Annotated in this window: 20 protein-coding genes; 9 read left to right on the top strand and 11 right to left on the bottom strand. The window is 69.9% G+C overall.

What is annotated here, in order from left to right:
* Positions 1 to 3: 3 nt before the first annotated feature.
* The 3 genes from AC07NS_RS12295 to AC07NS_RS12305 form a co-directional block, all read right to left on the bottom strand.
* A complete protein-coding gene (locus AC07NS_RS12295) occupies positions 4 to 900 on the bottom strand; it encodes a glycine--tRNA ligase subunit alpha (protein ID WP_165256038.1) in 897 nt (298 codons plus the stop codon).
* Positions 901 to 999: 99 nt separating this feature from the next.
* On the bottom strand, positions 1000 to 2010 hold the full coding sequence (locus AC07NS_RS12300) for a fasciclin domain-containing protein (protein ID WP_494603535.1): 1011 nt from the start codon (positions 2008 to 2010) through the stop codon (positions 1000 to 1002).
* 95 nt (positions 2011 to 2105) lie between these two features.
* Positions 2106 to 2456, bottom strand: coding sequence for a DMT family protein (locus AC07NS_RS12305; RefSeq protein ID WP_110121777.1), 351 nt, complete (start codon positions 2454 to 2456; stop codon positions 2106 to 2108).
* Positions 2457 to 2775: 319 nt separating this feature from the next.
* Between AC07NS_RS12305 and AC07NS_RS12310 the strand changes: the two genes are divergently transcribed.
* Together AC07NS_RS12310 and AC07NS_RS12315 are read left to right on the top strand one after the other, a co-directional pair.
* A complete protein-coding gene (locus tag AC07NS_RS12310) occupies positions 2776 to 3114 on the top strand; it encodes a P-II family nitrogen regulator (RefSeq protein ID WP_035046383.1) in 339 nt (112 codons plus the stop codon).
* 25 nt (positions 3115 to 3139) lie between these two features.
* Complete coding sequence (locus AC07NS_RS12315; RefSeq protein ID WP_494603537.1) at positions 3140 to 4669, top strand: ammonium transporter; 1530 nt, start codon at positions 3140 to 3142, stop codon at positions 4667 to 4669.
* Between the two features lie 198 nt (positions 4670 to 4867).
* Here AC07NS_RS12315 and AC07NS_RS12320 read toward each other — a convergent pair whose 3' ends face one another.
* The 4 genes from AC07NS_RS12320 to AC07NS_RS12335 all read right to left on the bottom strand — a co-directional run bounded on the left by AC07NS_RS12320 (position 4868) and on the right by AC07NS_RS12335 (position 10263).
* A complete protein-coding gene (locus AC07NS_RS12320; RefSeq protein WP_494603539.1) occupies positions 4868 to 5512 on the bottom strand; it encodes a peptidylprolyl isomerase in 645 nt (214 codons plus the stop codon).
* Between the two features lie 221 nt (positions 5513 to 5733).
* On the bottom strand, positions 5734 to 6615 hold the full coding sequence (locus AC07NS_RS12325; protein ID WP_494603541.1) for a 4-(cytidine 5'-diphospho)-2-C-methyl-D-erythritol kinase: 882 nt from the start codon (positions 6613 to 6615) through the stop codon (positions 5734 to 5736).
* Positions 6616 to 6651: 36 nt separating this feature from the next.
* On the bottom strand, positions 6652 to 8388 hold the full coding sequence (locus AC07NS_RS12330; protein ID WP_494603543.1) for a tetratricopeptide repeat protein: 1737 nt from the start codon (positions 8386 to 8388) through the stop codon (positions 6652 to 6654).
* A gap of 201 nt (positions 8389 to 8589) precedes the next feature.
* Positions 8590 to 10263: an electron transfer flavoprotein-ubiquinone oxidoreductase gene (locus AC07NS_RS12335; RefSeq protein ID WP_494603545.1), complete on the bottom strand. Its 1674-nt coding sequence runs from the start codon at positions 10261 to 10263 to the stop codon at positions 8590 to 8592.
* 168 nt (positions 10264 to 10431) lie between these two features.
* Here AC07NS_RS12335 and AC07NS_RS12340 point away from each other — a divergent pair, with 168 nt between their 5' ends.
* Together AC07NS_RS12340 and AC07NS_RS12345 are read left to right on the top strand one after the other, a co-directional pair.
* Positions 10432 to 11253 (top strand): uracil-DNA glycosylase, encoded by an 822-nt coding sequence (locus AC07NS_RS12340; RefSeq protein ID WP_494603547.1) that lies wholly within the window; start codon positions 10432 to 10434, stop codon positions 11251 to 11253.
* A gap of 66 nt (positions 11254 to 11319) precedes the next feature.
* Positions 11320 to 12885, top strand: coding sequence for a lytic transglycosylase domain-containing protein (locus AC07NS_RS12345; RefSeq protein ID WP_494603549.1), 1566 nt, complete (start codon positions 11320 to 11322; stop codon positions 12883 to 12885).
* A gap of 144 nt (positions 12886 to 13029) precedes the next feature.
* On the opposite strand, the gene AC07NS_RS12350 is transcribed toward AC07NS_RS12345, so the two are convergent.
* Together AC07NS_RS12350 and AC07NS_RS12355 are read right to left on the bottom strand one after the other, a co-directional pair.
* On the bottom strand, positions 13030 to 14796 hold the full coding sequence (locus AC07NS_RS12350; protein WP_494603551.1) for a chloride channel protein: 1767 nt from the start codon (positions 14794 to 14796) through the stop codon (positions 13030 to 13032).
* A 174-nt stretch (positions 14797 to 14970) separates the two neighbouring features.
* Positions 14971 to 15486, bottom strand: coding sequence for a cell wall biosynthesis glycosyltransferase (locus tag AC07NS_RS12355; protein WP_494603553.1), 516 nt, complete (start codon positions 15484 to 15486; stop codon positions 14971 to 14973).
* A gap of 57 nt (positions 15487 to 15543) precedes the next feature.
* Between AC07NS_RS12355 and AC07NS_RS12360 the strand changes: the two genes are divergently transcribed.
* The 3 genes from AC07NS_RS12360 (at position 15544) to AC07NS_RS12370 (ending at position 18180) form a co-directional block, all read left to right on the top strand.
* Positions 15544 to 16650 carry a PA0069 family radical SAM protein gene (locus tag AC07NS_RS12360; protein WP_494603555.1) on the top strand — a complete coding sequence of 369 codons (1107 nt, stop codon included), beginning with the start codon at positions 15544 to 15546 and terminating at the stop codon, positions 16648 to 16650.
* A gap of 233 nt (positions 16651 to 16883) precedes the next feature.
* Positions 16884 to 17300, top strand: a complete 417-nt coding sequence (locus AC07NS_RS12365; RefSeq protein ID WP_494603557.1) for a GFA family protein — start codon at positions 16884 to 16886, stop codon at positions 17298 to 17300.
* Between the two features lie 97 nt (positions 17301 to 17397).
* Positions 17398 to 18180, top strand: coding sequence for a VOC family protein (locus AC07NS_RS12370; RefSeq protein ID WP_494603559.1), 783 nt, complete (start codon positions 17398 to 17400; stop codon positions 18178 to 18180).
* A 163-nt stretch (positions 18181 to 18343) separates the two neighbouring features.
* Here the strand turns inward: AC07NS_RS12370 and AC07NS_RS12375 are convergent, their stop codons facing one another.
* The gene (locus AC07NS_RS12375) at positions 18344 to 19408 is read right to left on the bottom strand and encodes a class I SAM-dependent methyltransferase (RefSeq protein WP_494603561.1); all 1065 of its coding nucleotides are present in this window, start codon (positions 19406 to 19408) and stop codon (positions 18344 to 18346) included.
* A 6-nt stretch (positions 19409 to 19414) separates the two neighbouring features.
* Entirely contained in the window at positions 19415 to 20644 is a 1230-nt protein-coding gene (locus tag AC07NS_RS12380) for a class I SAM-dependent RNA methyltransferase (protein ID WP_494603566.1), read from the bottom strand.
* Positions 20645 to 20904: 260 nt separating this feature from the next.
* Here AC07NS_RS12380 and AC07NS_RS12385 point away from each other — a divergent pair, with 260 nt between their 5' ends.
* Together AC07NS_RS12385 and AC07NS_RS12390 are read left to right on the top strand one after the other, a co-directional pair.
* Positions 20905 to 21525, top strand: a complete 621-nt coding sequence (locus AC07NS_RS12385; RefSeq protein WP_494603570.1) for a YMGG-like glycine zipper-containing protein — start codon at positions 20905 to 20907, stop codon at positions 21523 to 21525.
* 116 nt (positions 21526 to 21641) lie between these two features.
* Entirely contained in the window at positions 21642 to 22871 is a 1230-nt protein-coding gene (locus AC07NS_RS12390) for a flavin monoamine oxidase family protein (RefSeq protein ID WP_494603572.1), read from the top strand.
* The last annotated feature ends 88 nt before the right edge of the window (positions 22872 to 22959 follow it).

Raw genomic sequence — 22959 nt, forward strand, 5'->3', positions numbered from 1 at the left:
GAGTTACGCGGCTTCCTGCAGCTCGACCCACTTCTGGGCGCACATCTTACAGAGGTCGCGGATGCGACCGATGTAGCTGGCGCGCTCGGCGACGGCGATCGCGCCGCGGGCGTTCATCAGGTTGAAGAGGTGGCTGGCCTTGAGGACCATGTCGTAGGCGGGCAGAACGAGGGTCTCGTTCTTGTAGGAGCGGGCCAGCATCAGCGGCACCTGCTCTTCCATCTGCTCGAACTGCTGCTTGAGCACGGCCACGTCATAGCCGTGGAAGTTGGCCTCCGACTGCTGGCGCTCGTTGGCCAGGAAGACGTCGCCATAGGTCAGCGCGCCCAGCGGCGAGTCGGGGTCGTTGAACGGCAGGTCGTAGACGTTGTCGACGCCGAACACGTACATGGCCAGGCGTTCCAGGCCGTAGGTCAGCTCGCCGGCCACCGGGTTCACGTCCAGGCCGCCGACCTGCTGGAAGTAGGTGTACTGCGACACTTCCATGCCGTCGCACCAGACTTCCCAGCCCAGGCCCCAGGCGCCGACGGTGGGGTTTTCCCAGTCGTCCTCGACGAAACGGATGTCGTGGGTGCGCAGATCCAGGCCGATGGCCTCCAGCGAACCCAGATACAGGTCCTGCATGTCGGCCGGGTTCGGCTTCAGGATCACCTGGTACTGGTAATAGTGCTGCAGGCGGTTGGGGTTCTCGCCATAGCGACCGTCGCCCGGACGGCGCGAAGGCTGGACGTAGGCCGCGTTCCACGGCTTGGGGCCGAGCGCGCGCAGCACCGTGGCCGGGTGCAGAGTCCCCGCCCCCACTTCCACGTCGTGCGGCTGCAGGATCACGCAGCCCTTTTCGCTCCAGTAGTTATGGAGCGTCAGGATGAGGCTTTGAAACGATTTGGGGGCGGCGGGCATGACGTCCGAACAGGGGCCTGAAAAAAGTCGGCGGACCATAGGGCCCGCCGACTGTCGCTTCAAGCGAAGGGGACGTCGTTTGTTACGCGCCGTTCGAACTTAGTTGCCCTTGGCGGCCGAGCGCTTGCCGGCGTTCGACATCGGCGAGCCGTAGGCCTTGCGGTTCTCGGGCGTGTCGGCGACCGGCGGGTTGGAGACCACGTTCGGGTCGCCGGCCTTGAGGGTCGCCTGCTGCTCGGGGTTCAGCGACGAGGCCGGCAGGGTCGCCGAGGTCGGCGCGGCCGTGCCGGTGTCGGCGGTCGGCGCCGTCGTGGCGGCGGTCGGGTCGGCCGGGGCCGGCGCCGGCGCCGTCGTCGGGTTCAGCGCCTGGTCGGCCGGGGCGTCGGTGGCCGACGGGGTCGCGGCCTGGTCCGGAGCCGGCGCCGGGGCGACCTGGGCGGCGACATCGGAGCCGGCGTCGGTGGCCGACATCACGTCGGCGCTGGCGGTCGTCGAGGCCATGCTGGTGGCGGCGTCATCCGTCGCGGTCGCGGCGGCCTGGATCGGCACGTCCTTGGGGATCAGCACCTTGTCGACCACGTGCAGCACGCCGTTGGTGGCCAGCACGTCCGCCTGGACGATGTGGGCGCCGTCGACCATCGCCGTGGTCCCGCTGCCGTCGAGGACGACCGCCGAGCCCTCGACGGTCTTCACCTCGCCCTTGGCGCCGTTGATCTTGCTGCTGTCCACCTTGGTGTTGATCACGTGGTAGGTCAGGACCTTCTGCAGCTGGGCGGCGTTGGCCGGCTGCATCAGGCGGTCGAGCTCGCCGGCCGGCAGGGCCGCGAAGGCCGCGTCGGTCGGGGCGAACACCGTCAGGTTCGGATTGCTGGCCAGCACGCTGGTCAGGTTGGTGGCGTCCAGGGCCTTGAGGAAGATCGTGAACTGGCCGGACGCCTTGGCCGTGGCGATCAGGTCGCCGTTCGGGGTCACCTTGGCGGCCGGCGTGGCCGGAGCCGCCGTGGTCGCGGGGGGAGCGGCCGGAGGGGCGCTCGGAGCCGTCTGGGCGACAGCGACGCCCGAGAGCAGCGCGACGGCGGCGGCGGCGGAGAGGAAGCGCGTCACATACATGGCCTGGTCCTTTCGCTCGAATTCCAGGCCGGCTGTACGCTCCAGATTGCGAGTCCGTTGCACGACCTCACGGGCTCGTGATCCAGACTTCGCCGTTACTTGAAAAAGAACACCAGTGAAGCTCCGGCGAAGATCAGCAGGAAACCCAGCGCCGTCGTCCAGCGGATCGCCTCTCCGAGGTAGAAGTAGGAGAACAACGTGAAGACGATCAGCGTGATCGCTTCTTGGCCGGTCTTCAGCTGGGCCGTGGAATAGACGCCCGCACCGATGCGGTTGGCGGGAACCGCCAGCATGTATTCGGGCAGAGCGATCATCCAGCTGGTCAGGATGGCCAGAGGCAGGGCGATGGCCCGGTGCTTCAGGTGGCCGTACCAGGCGAAGGTCATGAAGACGTTGGAGCAGATCAGCAGCGCCCACGGGGCGATCTTGGCCCACAGGGGCGGCATGGAGAATCCTCCGAAAGGGAGATGGGAAGCGCGATTGTAGACGTTGAGCGACGTCCCGCGCCACGGCGCCGCTGGACGCTCATTTTGCCTTCTAAAAGTGCAATATCAGTGTTCTATGATTATTTTTCCGGCGCCTCGTCCCTTTCGTTTCTCAAACCCTAACCCGTGCCCCCGTTCCAGGAACCGTGGCCGATAGCGTGCGAGCGCCGGGGAAACGACGCGGCCGCATTCCGGCGGCGTCGCGGTGATCGAGTGAGCGAACGCGCTCTAGCAACCAAACAAGGGGGGCCTGCCTGTACGGCGGGCCGGAGCAAGGCGGATGAAACTGATCATAGCGGTCGTCAAACCCTTCAAGCTCGATGAAGTCCGCGAGGCGCTGGTCGCCGCGGGCGTCGAAGGCCTGACGGTGTCGGAAGTGAAGGGTTACGGCCGCCAGAAGGGCCAGACCGAGATTTATCGCGGCGCGGAGTACCAAGTGAACTTCGTGCCCAAGGTGAAGCTGGAAGCCGTTGTGGACGATGCGTCCGCGGCCAAGGCGGTCGAAGCGGTCAAGGCCGCCGCGGCCACGGGCAAGATCGGCGACGGCAAGATCTTCGTCCTCAATGTCGAAGAAGCCGTGCGCATTCGGACGGGCGAAACCGGCCCGGCCGCTCTGTAATCGCTGGGGAAAGGGGATACCAACGATGAAACTCACCTTTAAGCCGCTGGCCGGGCTGATGCTCGCCGCGACTCTCGCGGGGGCGCCGATCGGCGCCACCGCCTTCGCTCAGGAGGCCGCGCCGGCCGCCGCAGCCGCCGCGCCCGCCGAGGCCGCGCCGGCCCCGGCCGCCGCTCCGGCCGCTGCGGAGGCTCCCGCCGCCGCTCCGACCATCGTCGACAAGCAGGACAAGGGCGACAACGCCTGGATGCTGACCTCGGCGCTGCTGGTCCTGCTGATGATCCTGCCGGGCCTGGCCCTGTTCTACGGCGGCCTGGTCCGCTCCAAGAACATGCTGTCGGTCATGATGCAGGTCTCGACCGTGGCCCTGATCGGCTTCGTCGCCTGGTTCCTGTGGGGCTACAGCTTCGCCTTCACCGACGGCGGACACTGGGACACCTTCGTCGGCGGCCTGGGCCGCCTGTTCCTGAAGGACGTCACGCCGTCGAGCGTGGTCGCCACCTTCTCGACCGGCGTCGTGATCCCGGAACTGACCTTCATCGCCTTCCAGTCGACCTTCGCCGCCATCACCGCGGCCCTGGTGGTCGGTTCGCTGGTCGAGCGCATGAAGTTCGCCGCCATCGTCGCTTTCGCCGTGCTGTGGCCGCTGCTCTCGTACTACCCGATGGCCCACATGGTCTGGTGGTGGCCGGGTCCGGACGCGATCGCCCTGAACCCGACCGCGCCCGTCAAGGCCGGCCTGATCTGGAGCTTCGGCGCCCTCGACTTCGCCGGCGGCACCGTGGTCCACATCAACGCCGGTATCGCCGCCCTGGTCGGCGCCATCATCCTCGGCAAGCGCCAAGGCTTCGGCAAGGAGCCGATGCCCCCGCACTCGCTGACCCTGACCCTGGTGGGCGCCGGCCTGCTGTGGGTGGGCTGGTTCGGCTTCAACGCCGGTTCGAACCTCGAGTCGAACGCCTACGCCTCGCTGGCCATGGTCAACACCTTCGTGGCCACCGCCGCGGCCGGTCTGTCCTGGATCATCGTCGAGTGGATCACCCGCAAGAAGCCGTCGGCCCTGGGCCTGGCCTCGGGCGTGGTCGCCGGCCTCGTCGCCGTCACCCCGGCCGCCGGCTTCGCTGGTCCGATGGGCGCCCTGATCCTGGGCCTGGTCGTCTCGCCGATCTGCATCATCTTCTGCTCGGCCGTTAAGAACGCCCTGAAGTACGACGACAGCCTGGACGCCTTCGGCATCCACGGCATCGGCGGCATCGTCGGCGCCATCGGCACCGGCCTGGTGGTCAACCCCGCCTGGGGCGGCGCCGGCGTCGTCGACTACACCTCGTGCGCCAAGGACGGCGACATCTCGACCTGCGACACCGCCGCCTACGATCTGGTCACCCAGGTCATCGCCCAGCTGAAGGGCGTCGGCGTCACGATCGTCTGGTCGGCCGTCGCCTCGATCATCGTCTTCCTGGTGATCAAGCTGGTGATCGGCCTGCGCGCCTCGCCGGACTCGGAAGAAGAAGGTCTGGACATCTCCGAACACGGGGAACGCGCCTACCACAGCTGAGCCTTCGGGCTCCGCTGGTAAGCGGTCCAAAAAAGAAGGGCGCGGAAGCTTCGGCCTCCGCGCCCTTTTTCTTTGCTGGCTCGGTGCGTGATCCTCGTCCTTCGACAAGCTCAGGATGAGGATCAAGGCAAGCTCGACGTATCAGTAGGAAACCTCACCCTGAGCCTGTCGAAGGGCGAGGCTTCCTCAGCGAGCCCCCTACGGAACCCGCCGCGCCGAGATGATCTTCAGCGGCGGATCGATGATCTGGCCGGTCATGACCGGGTTGATCGCCTTGCCCGGCGTGGGCAGGGCCAGGATCTTCTTCACCACGTCCATCCCCTCGACCACCTTGCCGAAGGCGGCGAAGCCCTGGTTGTCGCCCGAGGCGGCCGGATTGGCGTCCAGGCCCGGGGCGTCGCCGATCAGTATGAAGAAGTCCGAGGTCGCCGTGCCCGGCGCGTTGCGAGCGATCGAGACCACGCCGTCCACGTGCTTGAGGCCGGTCTTGGTGGTCGGCTCGTGGGCGATCGGCGGCAGCACGCGCTTGGGATCCCCCTGCACGCCGCCCTGGATCAGGCCGTACTCCGGTGCGCCAGGGGCCCGCGAAGCCCGGAAGAAGGTCGCCCCGTCGTAGCGCTTCTGGTCGACATAGCGCAGGAAGTTGGCCGTGGTGATCGGCGCCTCCTTGGTGGCCAGCTCGATGACGATGCGGCCCAGCGGCGTCTCGACGGCCACGCGCGTGGGCGGCTTGGGCGCGGGCGGAGGCGGAGCGGCCGGCTGCGGCGCGGGCGCGGTTTCCTGGGCGTGCGCCGACGAGGCGGCGGCCGCCGCTGCGGCGGCGAGGAACAGGCGGCGGTCCATGCGGGGCTCCCTAAACACAAAGGCCAGGGACACTAGGCGGAAACCACCTCATCTCAAAAGCATCGTCATCCCGGCCGAAGCGCAGCGTAGAGCCGGGACCCAGGGGCCGCCGCAAAGCATCGGGAACCCACCGGGCGGCAACCTTTGCGCGGCGCCCAGTCTCCTGGATCCCGGGTCTGCGGCGCTACGCGCCTCCGCCCGGGATGACGCCCCAAGAGAACCTAGAACGGCCCGCCCAGGCGGCACCGCTTCACCCACCACTCCGGCCGCATAGTCTCGATACGCTCGGCCAGGCCCTCGGCCTCGATGTCGCTGGCGCACAGGGCAAAGCAGGTCGCGCCGGAGCCCGACATCCGCGCCAGCAGCGCCTCGGGCTCACCGGCCAGCAGTTCCAGCACCTGCCCGATGCGCGGCTCCAGGGCGACGGCCGGCGCCTGCAGGTCGTTGCGGGTCAGGGCGGCGAGCCAGGCGCAGACCTCTTCGGCGCTTTCAAAGACCTCGGGCGTGGGCGGCGGGGCCTCGCCGCGCGAATCGACGGCCGCATCATAGGCCCGATAGACCGCGCCGGTCGGCGACGGGACCAGCGGGTTGACCAGCACGGCGTGCAGTTCGGGCAGCACGGGGGCCGGCGACAGCCGCTCTCCCCTGCCCTGCGCGATGACCGGACAGCCCCAAAGGCACGGCACGCCGTCGGCGCCCAGCGATCCGGCCACGGCCTCGAGCTCGGCGTTAGACAGCGACAGCCCCAGGGCCTCGCGCAGCAGCCGCAAGGCCGCGCCGGCGTCGCTGGAACCGCCGCCCAGGCCGGCCGCGATCGGCAGGGCCTTGTCGAGGATCAGCCGCACCGGCGGGGCCGGCCCGCCGACCGCCTCGTGCAAAGCCCGCGCGGCGCGGACCACCAGGTTGCCGCCGTCGATCGGGATGTCGCCGCCGAACCGGCCGGTGGTCTCGAAACTGGGCGCGTCGGCCGGCTGGATCGACACCGTGTCGCCGACGTCGGCGAACACCATCAGGCTCGACAGCGGGTGATAGTTCTCCGCGTCGGGCCCGCCGACGTGCAGGAACAGGTTGACCTTGGCCGGGGCGAAGGCGGAACGGCGCATCGAGGTATCCGAGAACTGGGCTTGCGGCCCGTAGACCTAAAGCGTGTCGGCGCCGTTGGCCACGGCCGGGGCCTTGGCGGGGCCCTTGGACCCCAGCCCGTCCTTCAGCTTGGCCTCGGCGGCGGCTTTCTGCTCGGGGGTCGGCTCCAGGCTCAGCACGCGCCGCCACTGGAACTGGGCCTCGGTCTTGCGGCCCAGGCGCCAGTAGACGTCGCCCAGGTGGTCGTTGATGTCCGGATCGCCGGGCTCGAACTCGATGGCCTGCTCCAGCATTTCGACGGCGGCCTTGTCGTCGCCCAGGCGGTGATAGGCCCACCCCAGGGAGTCGAGCATGGCGCCCGACTGCGGGTTGGCCTTCACGGCCTTCTGGACCATCGACAGCGCTTCGGCCAGGTGCTCGTTGCGGTCGATCCACGAGTAGCCGAGATAGTTCAGCAGCTCGGGCTCGTTCGGATTGAGGCTGAGGGCCTGCTGCAGGTCGCGCTCGGCGTCGGGCCAGCGGCCGGCGCGCTCCAGCGACACGCCGCGCATGTAGAGAAGGCGCCAATCGGGCTTGTCCTTCTCGGCGGCCACCAGCGGGTCGATCACCGCCACGGCGTCGGCCCAGCGGTCGTTGGCCCGCAGCAGGTCGGCATAGACCAGCTGGGCGCTGCGGCCGGCGTTGGGCGACTTGGCGGCGGCCTCGGCGATGGTCAGGGCCTTGGCCTTGTCGCCGGCGTTCTGCAGCGTCCAGGCGATCTTGCCCTGGGCGGCCGGATAGCGGGACGAACTGGCGGGCACGCGGGCATAGGCGGCGCGGGCCGCCTCGGGGTCGCCACCCTGGTCGAGCAGGTCGCCGACCATCAGCAGCGCATCCTCGCGCTTGGGATCCAGGTGCAGGGCCAGGCGCAGATAGGCCAGGGCGAACTGGCTCTGGCGCTCGTTGCTGAACACCGCCGCGCAGGCGACCAGGCTGTTGGCCGCGCCCTGGCGGACCGTGCTCGACGGCGGGGCGGCCTTCTTGGCGACGGCGCGGGCACGGGCGTCCAGCAGAGCGGAATCGGTCGGGGCGTCGGCCAGGATGGAGTCGTAGAGCGCCACGGCCTCGTCGCGGCGCTTGCGGCGCTCCAGGAACGCGCCGTAGTCGATGGCGAACATCGGCCGCACGGCCGGAACCTCCATCAGCGCCTTGTAGTCGGCCTCGGCCTCGGCGGTCTTGCCGGCCCGCTCCAGGATCTCGGCGTGGCCCAGGCGGCCGAAATACTGGACGAGGCGGTCGTTGCGCAGCTCGGGCAGGGTCTGGGCCTTGGCGGCGTCGCCGGCCGCGGCGGCAGCCCACGGGGTCAGCAGGGTGACGACCGGACGATGCGGGAAGCCCAGGGTCGGATCGGCCAGCAGGCCTTGCGCTTCCTTGCCCTTGCCGCGCGACAGCAGATCGACGGCCTGGGTCAGCACGCCCAGGCGGCGCACGCCCTCGGTTCCGCCGGGCGCGACCGGCGCCAGTTCGGCGGCGCGCGACACGTCGCCGGCCAGCAGCGAGGCGGTGAAGGCGCGCTCGGCGATCAGGCCCGGGTCCTCGCCCAGGTTGCGGGCGGCCTGGAAATAGGCGGCGGCCTCTTCGCTGCGCCCGTCCTCCATCGCCGCCTGGCCGGCCAGGAACTGGCCGTAGGCCGAACGCCCGTCCCAGGGTGTGTTGTTCCACCCGCTCTGCTCGCCGCGCAAAGGCGGCCCCGACGCGGCGCAGGCGGCCAGGACGGCGGTGGAGGCCAGGGACAGGAGGACTCGGAAACGCATCATCCGGCCACCCTGTTCGGTTTCAGGGCGGGGGGCAAGGGCGGAGGCCGAAGTCGACGCCAAGGAACCTCCCCCTGTGGGGGAGGTGATCGCGAAGCGATCGGTGGGGGGTGTGATCGCCGAGCGGCCAAGACCAGCGGAAGCTGAAAACGTCCCCCCGCCGGCCTTCGGCCGCCTCCCCCACAGGGGGAGGTTTTCTACTTACATATTCGGATAGTTCGGTCCGCCGCCGCCTTCGGGCGTGGTCCAGACGATGTTCTGCGACGGATCCTTGATGTCGCAGGTTTTGCAGTGGACGCAGTTCTGGGCGTTGATCTGGAACTTCGGATTGGCGCCCTGCTCGTCGTACAGCACCTCGTAGACGCCGGCCGGGCAGTAGAGGCGCGCCGGCTCGCCGTATTTCGGCAGGTTGACGTCGATCGGGATCGACGGGTCCTTCAGCTTCAGGTGCGCCGGCTGGTCTTCCTCGTGGTTGGTGGCCGACAGGAAGACGCTCGACAGCTTGTCGAAGCTGATCACGCCGTCGGGCTTGGGATAGACGATCGGCTTGTAGTCCTTGGCCAGGCCCGTCGAGGCGGCGTCGGTCTTCTCGTGCTTCATCGTGCCGAAGAACGAGAAGCCGCCCAGCAGGTGGGTGCACCACATGTCGAACAGGCCGACGGCGCCGCCCAGAGCGGTGCCCAGCTTGCCCAGCAGCGGCTTGGCGTTGCGGACGGTCTTCAGCTCCTTGGCCACCCACGAGCTCTCGAAGGCGGTCTCGTACTCGACCAGGGCGTCGCCCTCGCGGCCGGCGGCGATGGCCTTGAACGCTTCTTCAGCGGCCAGCATGCCGGTCTTCATGGCGTTGTGGCTGCCCTTGATGCGCGGCACGTTCACGAAGCCGGCCGAGCAGCCGATCAGCACGCCGCCCGGGAACGACAGCTTCGGGATCGACTGGTAGCCGCCCTCGGTGATGGCCCGCGCGCCGTAGGCGATGCGCTTGCCGCCTTCCAGGTAGGGGCGCACCGAGGGGTGCTGCTTGAAGCGCTGGAACTCGTCGAAGGGCGAGATCCAGGGGTTCTTGTAGTTCAGGTGCACCACGTAGCCGATGGACACGTAGTTGTCCCCGAAGTGGTACATGAAGCTGCCGCCGCCCGTCTGGTTGTCCAGCGGCCAACCGGTGGTGTGCTGCGCCAGGCCCGGCTGGTGCTTGTCGGCGGGGATCTGCCACAGCTCCTTGATGCCGATGCCGTACTTCTGCGGCGACTTGCCGGCGTCCAGCTCGAACTTGGCGATCAGCTGCTTGGCCAGCGAGCCGCGCACGCCCTCGGCGATGAAGACGTACTTGCCGTGCAGTTCCATGCCCGGCTGGTAGTCCGGCTTCTCATGGCCGTCCTTGGCGATACCGACCACGCCGACGACCACGCCCTTCAGCGAGCCGTCCTCGCGCCAGACCATGTCCGAGGCGGCGAAGCCCGGATAGATCTCGACGCCCAGCTCCTCGGCCTGCGCCGCCAGCCAGCGGGTGACGTTGCCCAGCGAAGCGATGTAGCAGCCGTGGTTGTGCATGAACGGCGGCATGGCGAACATCGGCAGGCTCGCCTCGCCCTGCGGGCCGAGCAGCAGGAACTTGTCCTTGGTGACCGGGGTCTCGAGCGGCGCGCCCTTTTCCTTCCAGTCGGGGATCAGTTCGTTCAGCGCCTTGGGATCGATGACCGCGCCCGACAGGATGTGGGCGCCGACTTCCGAGCCCTTTTCGACCAGGGCCACGCTGATTTCGGTTCCGGCCTTCTCGGCCAGCTGCTTGAGACGGATGGCCGACGCTAGGCCCGCCGGGCCGCCCCCGACGATGACGACGTCGTATTCCATCGACTCGCGTTCGAGGACTTCGCTCATGGCTTCTCCCGCCCCAGGCTCTTGAGTGGAGCCTGCCTTCTTCCTGTTTGAGTCGGACTTTATCCGAACGTGACGCCACGGCGGTCAAGGAAAACCGGATAGTTTTTGTTGCACCGCAGCGCGGACATATCGGTGACGCAGCCCATTATACTCGCTAGAGAAAACGTCATGAGCCTCGCCGTCGATCCGCGCGCCGTCGAAAGCCTGCTGGCCTTCTGGGCCGATGCGGGTGTCGAGGCCTGCTACGCGGACGAGCCGATCGACCGCCTGGCCGAGGGCGCGGCCCTGCTGCGGGCCCGCAGCCAGCCGCAGCCGATAGCCGTCGCAGCCCCTCCTCCCCGTCCCGGCGCGTTCGGCGGCGTCGACATCGGCGCGGCCGCCGCGGAGGCCAAGGCGCTCGCCGCCGCCTGCAACGACCTGGAAAGCCTGGCCGCCGCCATCGCCGCCTTCGACGGCTGCCCACTGAAGACCCAAGGCGCCAAGCAGGCGGTGTTCTCGCGCGGCCCCGGCGACGCGCCGGTCATGGTCATCGGCGAAGGTCCCGGCGCCGAGGAAGACGCCCGCGGCCAGCCCTTCGTCGGCCGGGCCGGCCAGCTGCTCGACCGCATGCTCAAGGCCGCCGGCCTGCAGGACCGCGCCTTCATCACCAACACCGTCTTCTGGCGCCCGCCGGGCAACCGCACGCCCACGCCCCAGGAGCAGGCCGTCTGCGCCCCGTTCGTCGAACGGACCATCGCCCTGGTGAAGCCCAAGCTGATCCTGATGGTCGGCGGCGCCTCCGCAAAGAGCATGTTGCGCCGTGAGGAGGGCATTTTGTCGCTTCGCGGCCGCTGGTTCGAGTGGCGCTCCGAGGACGGTTCGATCGAGGTTCCGGCCTTGCCCAGCCTGCATCCGGCCTTCCTCCTGCGCCAGCCGGCGGCCAAGAAGAAGGCCTGGCAGGACCTGCTGATGCTGGCCGAAAGACTTGATCGGCCGGAAAGGCCCCATTAAACAAGCCGCTGACCAGTCGGAACGGGGACGCGCGCCGCCTTTGCAGAGGCCTTGCGCGGATACGATTTGCAGCTTTTCGCTCGCCCTCTGGCCGTTGTCTCGGCCCTCGCGCTTTGCCTGAACCTCGCCGCGCCCGCGGTGCGGGCCGCGGGGCTGGAACCTCTGTCCGACAGCGACCAGCGCTTCTACCAGGCCGCCTTCACGGCGGCCGATCGCGGTGACTTCGACGCCGCCGAAGCCGCCTTCGCCAACACCCGCGACCGCAGCCTGGTCGGCAAGCTGTCGCTGACCCGGCTGATGCACCCGACGGCCTACACGGCCAGCTACGACGACCTGACCGGCTGGCTGAAGCTCTATGGCGACGAGGCCGGCGCCGACCGCGTCTACGCCCTGGCGCTGAAGCGCAAGCCCGCCCGTTCGCCCGAGCCCAAGGCCCCCGAACTGTTCGTCGAGGTCGCCCAGGGCGTGCGCAGCGCGGGTCCGGCCGACAAGGGCCGCGCCGCCCGCGAAGCCTATTATTCCGGCGACGTGAAAGCCGCCCTGAAGCTGGCCAAGCTGGCCAACGAGCGCTGGATCGCCGGCCTGGCCGCCTTCCGCCTGGAATCCTACGCCGACGCCCGCGGCTATTTCGAGCAGGTGGCCCACGACGAGGGCCAGGACGACTGGCTGCGCGCCGCCGGCGCCTTCTGGGCCGCCCGTTCGGCCAGCATGGCCGGCGACAAGACCGCCGTCCGCGACCTCCTGAACCAGGCCGCCCAGGCGCCGCAGACCTTCTACGGCATGATCGCCGCCCGCCAGCTGTCCATGGCCGGCGTGGCCGTGGCCAATGATCCGGACGACCCGATCGCCGCCCTGATCACCCGCGTCTCCTACAGCGGCCCCGACCCAGCCTCGCTGAACAAGCTGCTGGCCTCCGACCTGCGCGCCCGCCGCGCCGCCTCCCTGGCCCAGCTGGGCCGCTGGACTGAGGCCGGCGCCGAGCTGCGGGCCGGCCTGTCGCTGGCGACCGACGACAAGGCCCGCGCCGACTGGAGCGCCCTGACCCTGGCCCTGAACGCCCGCGCGCCGTTCAATGCCGGCCGCCCGGTCAAGAAGATCGGCGGCGAGGACTATCCCCTGCCCGAGCTGGCTCCCAAGGGCGGCTTCACGATCAGCAAGGCCCTGGTCTACGCCCTGGTGCGACAGGAAAGCCGCTTCGACCCGATGGCCGTTTCCGGCGCCGGGGCCGTGGGCCTGATGCAGTTGATGCCCGTGGCCGCCGCCCGCGCCGCCGGCGACGACAAGCTGCTGGCCGACAACACCCCGCTGTTCGACCCGGCCTTCAACCTGCGCGTCGGCCAGGACTACTTCACCTGGCTGATGGACCGCGGCCTGCAGAGCCCCGACATCCTGCGCGCCGTCGCCGCCTACAACGGCGGCCCGGGCACCCTGCTGAAGGTGCAGCAGCAGCTGGGCCAGGACTGCGACAGCCTGCTGCTGATCGAAAGCCTGCCGGCCCAGGAGACCCGCAACTACGTCGAGAAGGTCATGGCCTCGTACTGGACCTACCGCCGCCTGCTCGGCGCGGAGACCAAGACCCTCGACGCCGTGGCCAGCGGCCAGCGGGTGATCGACTTCCGGCTGGATATGTAGAACGCCGAAAGGAACCTCCCCCTGTGGGGGAGGTGATCGCGAAGCGATCGGTGGGGGGAGTAATCCTCCCGGCGCCCCGAAAGCTGGGAACGTCCCCCCACCGGCCTTCGGCCGCCTCCCCCACAGGGGGAGGTTCCTGATGATCTACCCCGCCTCCCCCGTCAGCTCCCGCCGCGCCTTCTCCAGCTCCTCTGCGTAGCGCCGCGTCGCATAGGCTTCCGACAGCACGCCCAGCACGTTGCGCTTGTCGTCGATGACGGCCAGCTCGTCGGTCTCGCCGTGGTCGAAGGCGCGCATGACGTCCTTGATGGTCTGGTCGGGCTTCAGCACCGTCTCGGCGTTGATCGCCAGGCTCGACACCGCCTTCTCGCCGTCGCCGCCCTCGACATAGGCCTTGGCGGTCGGGATCAGGCCGGCGTAGAGCCCCGCCTCGTCGACCATGATCACCCGCTTGGTCGAGCCCAGCGGGAAGCGGCGGCGGAACTCGGCCAGGGTGGTCGAGGCCGGCACGGTCTGGACGTCCTTGCGCATCATCCGCCCGGCGCTCAACGGCCGCATCCACGACACGTCGTGGGCGCTGCGGATGGTCTCGCCGCGCAGGTGCAGCCGCCAGGTCGAGAACGAATAGCCGAAGGTCTCGCGCACCATGGCGCTGGCGATCATCGAGGCCACCAGGGCCGCGGCGGCCACGGTGAAGTCGCCGGTCGCCTCCAGCACCAGGAACGACATGGTGAAAGGGCCGCCGACCACGGCCACGCCCAGCGCCGCCATGCCGACCAGGGCCGCGACGGTCGGATCCAGGGTCGGCGCCCAGGGGATCAGCAGCGACAGCGCCGAGAACACCTGGCCGATCAGCGCCCCCAGAAACAACGAGGCGAAGAAGAGGCCGCCCCGAAACCCGAAGCTCAGCGAGATCACCGAGGCCAGCGCCTTCATCGCCAGCAGCAGCACCAGCATCTTCAGCGGCAGTTCCGTCATCAGGTTCAGGTGCAGCGCCCCGTGCCCAGCCGACAGCGTCTGGGGAGTCACCAGGGCCAGCGCCGCCAGGCCGACGCCGCCGATCGCTGGCCGCAGCCAGCGCGGGATCGACGAGCGCGTCACCAGCCGCTCGGCGTTGGCCACCAGCCGCATAAGGGCGATGCCCAGCACCGCGCTGATCAGGCCCAGCAGGGCGTAGAGGCCGTAGTCGGTCCAGGACTGCACGGCCTGGGTGTCGGTCTTCAGCAGGTAGGGGATCGCGCCCATCTTGCCGGCCACCAGCACGGCGGCCAGGGCGGCGGCGGCCACGGGCGCCAGGTTGGCGACGGTATAGGCCCCGATGACGATCTCGAAGGCGTAGAAAGCCCCGGTCAGCGGCGCCCCGAACGCGGCGGCGATCGCCGCTCCAGCGCCCGCGCCCACGAGCGTGCGCATGTCGGCCCGGCGCAGGTTCAGCCGCTGGCCGGCGAACGAGGCCGCCGCCGCGCCCGCCTGGGCATAGGCCGCCTCCAGCCCCACCGAGGCCCCTACTCCGTTCGACAGCATGGTCTGGCCGCAGATGAAGGCGCTGTCCTTCATCGACAGCCGCCCGCCGTGCAGAGCGTTGGCCTCCACCGGGTCGACGGCCGGACGCGGCCGGTACTTGGCCCAGGCCCAGCCGGCGCCGCCCAGCAACAGGCCGCCGATCGGAATGGCCAGCAGCCGCCAGGGCGCCACATGGGTCTGGGCGCTCAGCCGCTCGTTGATGTCGATCTGAAACAGCAGCATCTGCAGACCATGCGCCACCTGCGCCTGCACGACCGCGAAGGTCCCGGCCGCCACCCCGATCAGGGTCGCCACGGCGATCAGCCAAAGCTCGCTCGACCGGATCCTGCGCCGCAGCCAGCCGACGCCCTTCACGGATGCGGCGGCGGAGGCGTGGGCGAGCGACATGGGTCCTCGATAACGCGGCTTGCGGGGGCGCTGCAACGCCCCTTCTCCCCTTGCGGGAGAAGGTGTCGACGAAGTCGACGGATGAGGGGTCGAAAGGCCTCTCCACCAGCTTCTGAGAGACCCCTCACCCGACCTCCCTCCGGGAGGCCACCCTCTCCCGCAAGGGGAGAGGAATCAGAGCCTAACGCTCCTCGCCTTCAGCCGCCCCGCCAGCGCCTTCTCCGGCGCGCTCCCCGCGAACCCGGCCGTCGCCGCATAGTCCAACCGCCGAACAAGCAGTCCCAGCGGCGCCGCCGTCAGCCGCGCCAGCACCCCGCCCGCCGGAACCAGCAAGGCCGCCGCCCCTGCGCCGCCGGCCAGATGCGCCTCGACCGGACCGCGCCAAGCCTCGGGCAGTCCCCGCGCCGGATCCAGCGCCAGGATCCAGTCGCCGCGCGCCACCGCCGCCCCGGCCGCCAGCAGCGCGCCCCGATCACCCGAAGCCGCCACGAACCTCGCCCCGCTGTCCTCGATCAGGGCGTCCAGCCCCGGCTCTGCCGCCCCGGCGATCACCACCTCCTTGACCAGACCGTCGACGGCCGCCGGCACCAACTGGGCCAGAAGCTGGGCGAGCGCGTGCACGGAGGCTGGACCGGGCGCGACGGCGGGAAGGATCACGGAGATCATGTCCAGGCTTTGCGGCTTCGCCATGGGCGGCGTCAAGCATCGTTCTTGTTATGTTCTCAATGTGAGCGTAAGGTTCGCCCCATGCTGTCGCGCCGCTCCTTCACCGACACCGCCTACAAGACCGGAACCGCCGCCCTGCGCGGTCGCGGGGCGCGCAGCAACGAGACCGGCCGTTACGAGAGCCGCACGTCCGAGCCCTTCGACGACGGCTGGACCGAGGAGGACAACGCCGCCCGGCCGCTGACCACCAGCGTGCTGGCCATGAAGTCCAAGACCGTCATCGCTCGCAACAAGAGCCCCGACGTCGGCTTCGACCGCTCGATCAATCCCTATCGCGGCTGCGAGCACGGCTGCATCTACTGCTACGCCCGTCCCGCCCACGCCTATCTGGGCCTCTCTCCCGGCCTCGACTTCGAGAGCAAGCTGTTCTTCAAGCCCGAGGCTGGCAAGCTGCTCGACCGCGAGCTTTCCAAGCCCACCTACAAGGTCGGCAGCGTCCATATCGGCGGCGACACCGACCCCTACCAGCCGCAGGAGCGCGGGCTTCGCGTCACCCGGGCGGTGCTGGAGACGCTGAGCCGCTATCGCCACCCGTTCTCGATCATCACCAAGTCGGCGCTGATCACCCGCGATCTCGACATCCTCGGTGAGATGGGCCGGGCGGGCCTGGCCCGGGCGGCCGTGTCGATCACCACGCTCGATCGGCGCCTGGCCCGCAGCATGGAGCCCCGCGCCGCCACGCCCGAGCGGCGGCTCGACGCCGTGCGCCAGCTCTCCGAAGCCGGCGTGCCGACCATCGTCATGTTCGCCCCGGCCATCCCGTCGCTGAACGACCACGAGATGGAGGCGGTGCTGGAGCGGGCCAAGGAAGCCGGCGCGGTGGCGGCGGGATACGTCGCCATCCGCCTGCCGATGGAAATCCACGGCCTCTTCGAACAGTGGCTGGCGTCGGACCATCCCGACCGCGCCAAGCGGGTGATGTCGCTGGTGCGCCAGATGCGCGGCGGGGCGGCCTATGACAGCGAGTTCGGCAAGCGCATGACCGGCGAAGGCCCGATCGCCGAGGTGCTGAACCAGCGCTTCCACGCCGCCCTGAGGCGCTTCGAACTCGACAAGCCCCTGCCCCGCCTCGACATCACCCAGTTCCGCGTCCCGCCCAAGGCGGGGGATCAGTTGAGTTTGTTCTAGTCGCTCCTTCCACCCCCACGCCCGTCATCCCGGCCGAAGCGAAGCGGAGAGCCGGGACCCAGGGGCCGCCGTATTGCGCCGGCCATCTCAGGGGCGCCTGATCTGGACGCCGCGTCCAGTCACCTGGATCCCGGCTCTGCGGCCCGCTACGCGGTCCTCCGGCCGGGATGACGACGGAGGGAGAGGCGAGTCCACGCTTGCGTCTGTCACAGGAAGGTCCGCCAATGCCGCCCATGACAACAGAACACCGTTACGCCGGCGGATGCCTGTGCGGCGCCGTGCGCTGGAGCGCCACGGGCGCGCCGATCTATCAGGGCTATTGTTGCTGCGCCGACTGCCGCAAGGCCTCGGGCTCGGGCTTCGTGCCGTTCATGGGCTTTCCGGCCTCGGCGGTGACGATCACCGGCGAGACGCTGAAGGTCCGCTCGCCGGCCTTCCGGGGCGGTACGGCCCTGCGCAACGCCTGCCCGACCTGCGGCGGCCTGGTGTTCGGCGGCGAGGTCGGGGTCGACGCCAGCCACACGATCTATGCCGGCTCACTGGACGACGCCGCGCAGTTTTCGCCGACCATGGCCCTCTTCCTACGCGACAAGCCCGACTGGGTCGTGCTGCCGCCGGGTCTGGCGACCTTCGAGACCATGCCGGACTAGAAAATCGCCCACCACCTCTGTCGGGACGGACGCCCGCCGTTCGTCATGGCCAAGAACCGCCCGAGCCGGGGCGCACAAAAGCAAAGGGAGAACGAGCATGTCGGATACGATCGGAAGGTTCGGCTGGTACGAACTGATGACCACCGACGTCGCGGCGGCGGCGAAATTCTACGCCGAGGTCGTCGGCTGGACGCCCACTGACTCCGGCCTGCCCGGCCCCACGCCCTACACCATCCTCAATGTCGGCGGGTCAGGCGTCGGCGGCGTCTTCACGCCCGAGGGCGGCTGCCCGGACGGCTCCCGCCCAGGCTGGATCGGCTACATCTTCGTCGATGACGTCGACGCCTATGTGGAGAAGGTCACCGCGGCCGGCGGCTCGGTGTTCATGCCGCCCGACGACATCCCGACGGTGGGCCGCTTCTCGGTCGTCGCCGATCCGTACGGCGCGGTCTTCACGCTGTTCAAGCCGTTCCCGCAGGACGAGATCCCAACGCCGCCGCCGGAAGGCGCGCCCGGCACGTTCGGCTGGCGCGAGCTGATGGCCGGCGATCTGGAAGGCGCCTTTTCCTTCTATTCTGGCCTGTTCGGCTGGGTGAAGACGCAGGCCATCGACATGGGTCCGATGGGAACCTACCAGCTCTTCGCCTATGAGGCGGGCGGTCCGGACGTCGGCGGCATGATGACCAGGACGCCCGACATGCCGGTGTCGTTCTGGAACTATTACGCCCAGGTCGACAGCGCCTGCACCGCCCGCGACCGCGCCCTGACCGCCGGCGCCACGACCATGATGGACGTCCACGAGGTGCCCGGCGGCAGCTGGATCTATATGGGGACCGACCCGCAGGGGGCCGGGTTCGCCGTGGTGAGCGCGCAGCAATAGCCCTCTCCCCTTGCGGGAGAGGGTGGCCCGCGAAGCGGGTCGGGTGAGGGGTCGATAGTGCGATCGGCCGCGCAAGCGGAAAGACCGGCCGCGGCGTCCAGGTTCTGAGAGACCCCTCATCCGTCGGCTGTCGCCGACACCTTCTCCCGCAAGGGGAGAAGGATCATTTCTCCAGCAACAACGCCTTGGTCAAAAACGCCTTGTCCCGCCCGATCACGCGCAGCCCCGCCGCGCCGAACAGCGCCTCCAGATCCTCCTGCGCGTAACTCCCGTAGAAGGGCTCGTGGAAATAGGCCGGGAAGACCTCGAGCATCCGCGCCAGCTGCGGCTCGTCCGACGGCTGGACGGAGTCGGCGAAGGCCAGCACGCCGCCGGGCTTGAGCACCCGGGCGATCTCGGCGGCCACGATGGGGCGCACGCGCGGCGGCAGTTCGTGGAACAGGTAGACGCAGGTCACGGCGTCCAAGCTGCAATCGGCGAAGGGAAGATGCTCGGCATTGGCCTGCACCATGCCCCGGCCCGAGCGGGTGCGAGCTTCGACCAGATAGGCTGGCGACAGATCGACGCCCGCCAGGGCCGCGCGCGGGAAAGCCTGCGCCAGGTCCCGCAGGAAGGCGCCGGAGCCGCAGGCGACGTCGATGGCGCCGAGCTCTCGCTGGTCGCGCCCTCGCCAATGCTTGGCCAGCAAGCTCAAGGCCCGCCGGCGCATCGCCCCGGCCGCGCCGGAGAACAGCGCCTCGACCTGGGCGTCGTAGCGGCGGGCGCTCTCGGCGGTGAACCAGCCGCCCGACTGATAGTGGAAGTTCTGCCGGTAATAGGCCGGATAGCCCTGGCTTTTCGGATCGTCGCGTACCTCGACGCCGTCGCCGCGCCGGCGGCGCTGATCGACCTCGCGAGCGTCGGCCAGGAAATCCCAGGCCTTGAGGATCGAGCCGGCCGGATCAGCGGGCGCATCCTCCATCGGCGGGTAGAGGCCGGCGGCGACGTCGGCGGCGTCCTTCTCGAAGGCCGCGAAATAGGCGCGGCGCAGGCGAGCCCGCGACACCGGCGGCGCCTCGGAAGCGAAGCGCGGCGCGGCCTTGCCCTCGGTCGGCCGGGTCATGAACTTGGCCAGGCCGCCGGCGGCGGTCCACCAGGCGGCCTTGGCCGCCGCCTTGCCCCGCTGGGCGGCGGCGTCGAGCGTAAAAGCCCTACGCCCGCCCTCGCCTCTTCGTTCGTCCTGGACCATGCCGCCTCATCGCGAGAAGACGCCGACCAGCTCAATATGCGGCGACCAGAGGAACTGGTCCACCGGCAGCACCTTCTCCAGCTTGAAGCCCGCGTCGATCAGCACGCCGGCGTCGCGGGCGAAGGTCGCCGGATTGCACGACACCCCCACCACCCGCGAGACCTTGGACTTGGCGATCTCGTGCGCCTGCTCCAGCGCCCCGGCGCGCGGCGGGTCGAAGACCACCGCGTCCATCCTGTCGAGCTCGGTCGACAGCATCGGCCGGCGGGTCAGATCCCGCGCCTCGGCGGTGATCGCCTTCAGGCCCGGGGCCGAACCCAGGGCCGCCTTCAGCGCCGCGATCGCCGGCTCGGCGAAGTCGGCGGCGTAGACCGAGCCGATCTCGGCCAGGCGGAAGGTGAAGGTGCCCACGCCGCAGAACAGGTCGGCGATCTTGGCCGCGCCGGCCACGTGCGCCAGGGCGAAGTCGGCCATGGCCTTCTCGGCTGCGGGCACGGCCTGCAGGAACGATCCGGCCGGTAGCGGCACGATGGCCGGCCCCAGCTTCACCAGCGGCTGGCGGGCCATGTACAACGTCTCGCCGGCCAGGGTGACGCGGGCGAAGTCGAACTCGCCGGCGGTCATGGCCGCCTGCACGCGGGCGTCGGCCGACAGCCCCCCGCTCTTGCGCTCGACGCCGGTGACGTCGATGTCCAGGCCCGTGCCGGTCAGGGTGACGTGCAGGGTCGGGGCCGACTTCGGGTGCTCGAGGAACGGCTGGGCCAGTCGCGCCAGGCCCGGCAGGGCCGCGACGATCTTAGGATGGGTGACCGGGCATTCCTCGATCTTCACCAGGTTCCAGGAGCGGCGCTCCTTGAAGCCCAGGCGCACCCCGCCCTTGCCGCCGCGCGCGTGCAGCGCCACCCGGCGGCGCGAGGCCGGCGGCGAGGCGATGGTCGGCAGGATCTCGGTCTCGATCCGCTCGCGCTTCAGCTCGAACCGCACCTGATCGCGCTTCCAGTCGAGATAGGGCGCGATGTCCCAATGCTGCAGGGCGCAGCCGCCGCAGTGGCCGAAGTGCCTGCACGGCGGCGCGACCCGCTCGGGGCTGGCCTCGAGGATGTCGACGAGCTCGCCGCGCGCGCCTTCCATCCGGGCGGTGATCTTCTCGCCCGGAAGGGTCAGCGGCACGAAGGCCGGACCGGCCGCCACGCCGTCGCCCTGGCCGCCGACGGCGTCGATAGTCAGTTCTCGCATTGTCAAAAGTCGCCTTGAAGGAACCGCGCCGGGTTCCGATCCGTTCAAGCCAAGCCATGGGCATGGCCAAATTTCCGCCTCTTCCGCGCCAAGTTCGACGCCGAAGAAGCCAGTTCGAACGCGTCCATACCTCATTCGGGGGCCGCGTGCGTGAACGAAGATGAACGGCCCGGTCAACGACCGTTCAGCTACGGCTTGGCATGGTGCGAGCAACGGACGGTCCCCCGATCGTCACGCCCGCCTTCAGGGAGAGTTTTTCGATGATGATCCGGACCGCCATCAGCGCCATCGTCGCCGGCGCGGCCCTCGTCGGAGCCGCGGCCCCGACGATCGCCTCGGCCCAGGCCTATGGCTACGATCAGGGCGGCTATCAGGGCGGCCAGGGCGGCGCCTATGACCGCAACGGCTACTACTACGACCCCTGCCGCCGCAGCACGACCAACCGCACCACCGGCGGCGGTCTGGCCGGCGCCGGCATCGGCGCGGCCATCGGCAGCAGCGTCGCGGCCCGCGGCGCCAAGACCGAAGGTGCGGTGCTGGGCGGCCTGCTCGGCGCGGTCGTCGGCGGCAACATCGGCAAGAGCTCGGCCGCCTGCGCCCCCGGCGCGACCCCGCCGCCGCCTCCCCCGCCGCCCCGCGCCTACAACGACCGTTACGACGACTACGACCGCAACGCCGGCGGCTATGACGACGCCCAGTACGATCGTCGCGGCGGCTACACCTACGAGTCCGAGCGCTCCTACCGGGTGACCGAGGGCCGCGCCGACGCCAACGGCTGCACCCTGGCCGAAAGCCCGATCTATCTGCCCGACGGCCGCACCCAGAAGCGCTTCGTCCGCGTCTGCCCCGACGCCTCGGGCCGCTACCAGGTCGTCGACTAAGCTTCGGATTTCCTCCCCGAAATCCCATACTGAGGGCCGCCAGCTCCCCCGCTGGCGGCCTTTTCTTTTGCCCGGTCCCTGGCGGAACCACCGCCCCGCCCTGCTATTGAGATCGCATGACAGACGTCGACATCGCGATCGTGGGCGCCGGCGCGGCGGGCCTTGCCGCCGCCGGTGAAGTGGCCGCCAGCGGCCGTTCGGGCCTGCTGCTGGAAGCCCGCGACCGGCTTGGCGGACGCGGCTGGACGATCCCCTCCCCCGTCGGGCCGCTGGACCTTGGCTGCGAATGGCTGCACTCGGCCGACCGCAACCCGCTGGTCGCCCGGTTCGAGGCCTTGGGCCTGACCATCGACCGCACCCCGCCGCCCTGGGCCAACATCGCCGACAATCCCGCCTTCGACCGCGAGGAGCGCGCCGCGTTCGGCGCGGCCTTCCAGGCTCTGGACGAACGGCTGGCGGCGGCCGCCGAGGACGGCGGCCCCGACCGTCCGGCCTCGCAACTGCTACTGCCGGGCGATCCCTGGAACCCGTTGCTGAACGCCTTCAGCGCCTTCTACAACGGCGCCGAGTTCGACCGGGTCTCGCTGCACGACTACGCCGCCTATGACGACAGCGAGGTCGACTGGCGCGTGGCCGAAGGCTATGGCGCGGGCCTCGCCCGCCTGGCGCCCGCCCTGCCGACCCGTCTCTCCACCCCGGTGACCACCATCCGCCACGACGGCCCGCGCCTGGTGCTGGAGACGCCGAAGGGCGCGATCTCGGCGCGAGCGGCGATCATCTGCGTTCCCACCGCGATCCTGACCTCGGGCGCCCTGCGCTTCGTCCCTGACCTGGCAGGCAAGCTGGACGCCGCCGCCGGCCTGCCGCTGGGCCTGGCCGACAAGGTGTTCCTCCAGGTCGACGAGCCCGAAGCCTTCGCGCCCGAGAGCCAGCTGTTCGGCGATCCCCGCAGGACCGCGACCGGCGCCTATCACCTGCTCCCGCTGCACCGGCCCGTGATCGAGGTGTTCCTCGGCGGCGCCCACGCCCGCTCGCTGGAAGGGCAAGGCCCTGGCGCGGCGGCGGCGTTCGCGATCGACGAACTGGTCGGCCTCTACGGCTCGGGCCTGCGTTCGCGCGTCCATGTGCTGGCGGAAACCGCCTGGGCCGCCGACCCGTTCGCCGGCGGCTCCTATTCCCACGCCCTGCCCGGCCGCGCCGGCGACCGCGCCCGCCTGACGACGCCGGTGGATGGCAGGCTGTTCTTCGCCGGCGAGGCCTGCTCGCCCGACGCCTTCTCCACGGCGCACGGGGCCTGGCTCACCGGCGTCGAGGCCGGGCGGGCGGCTGTAGCGGCGGTGGGCTGAGGCCGCTACGGCCAAGACAATGGCGCGCTCTGCGATCGATCTGGCGCGTCTTGCCAATGCCGTGGCGGACCATCGCGCCTAGCTTCCT

Source organism: Caulobacter sp. GW821-FHT10A10, assembly GCF_059415745.1.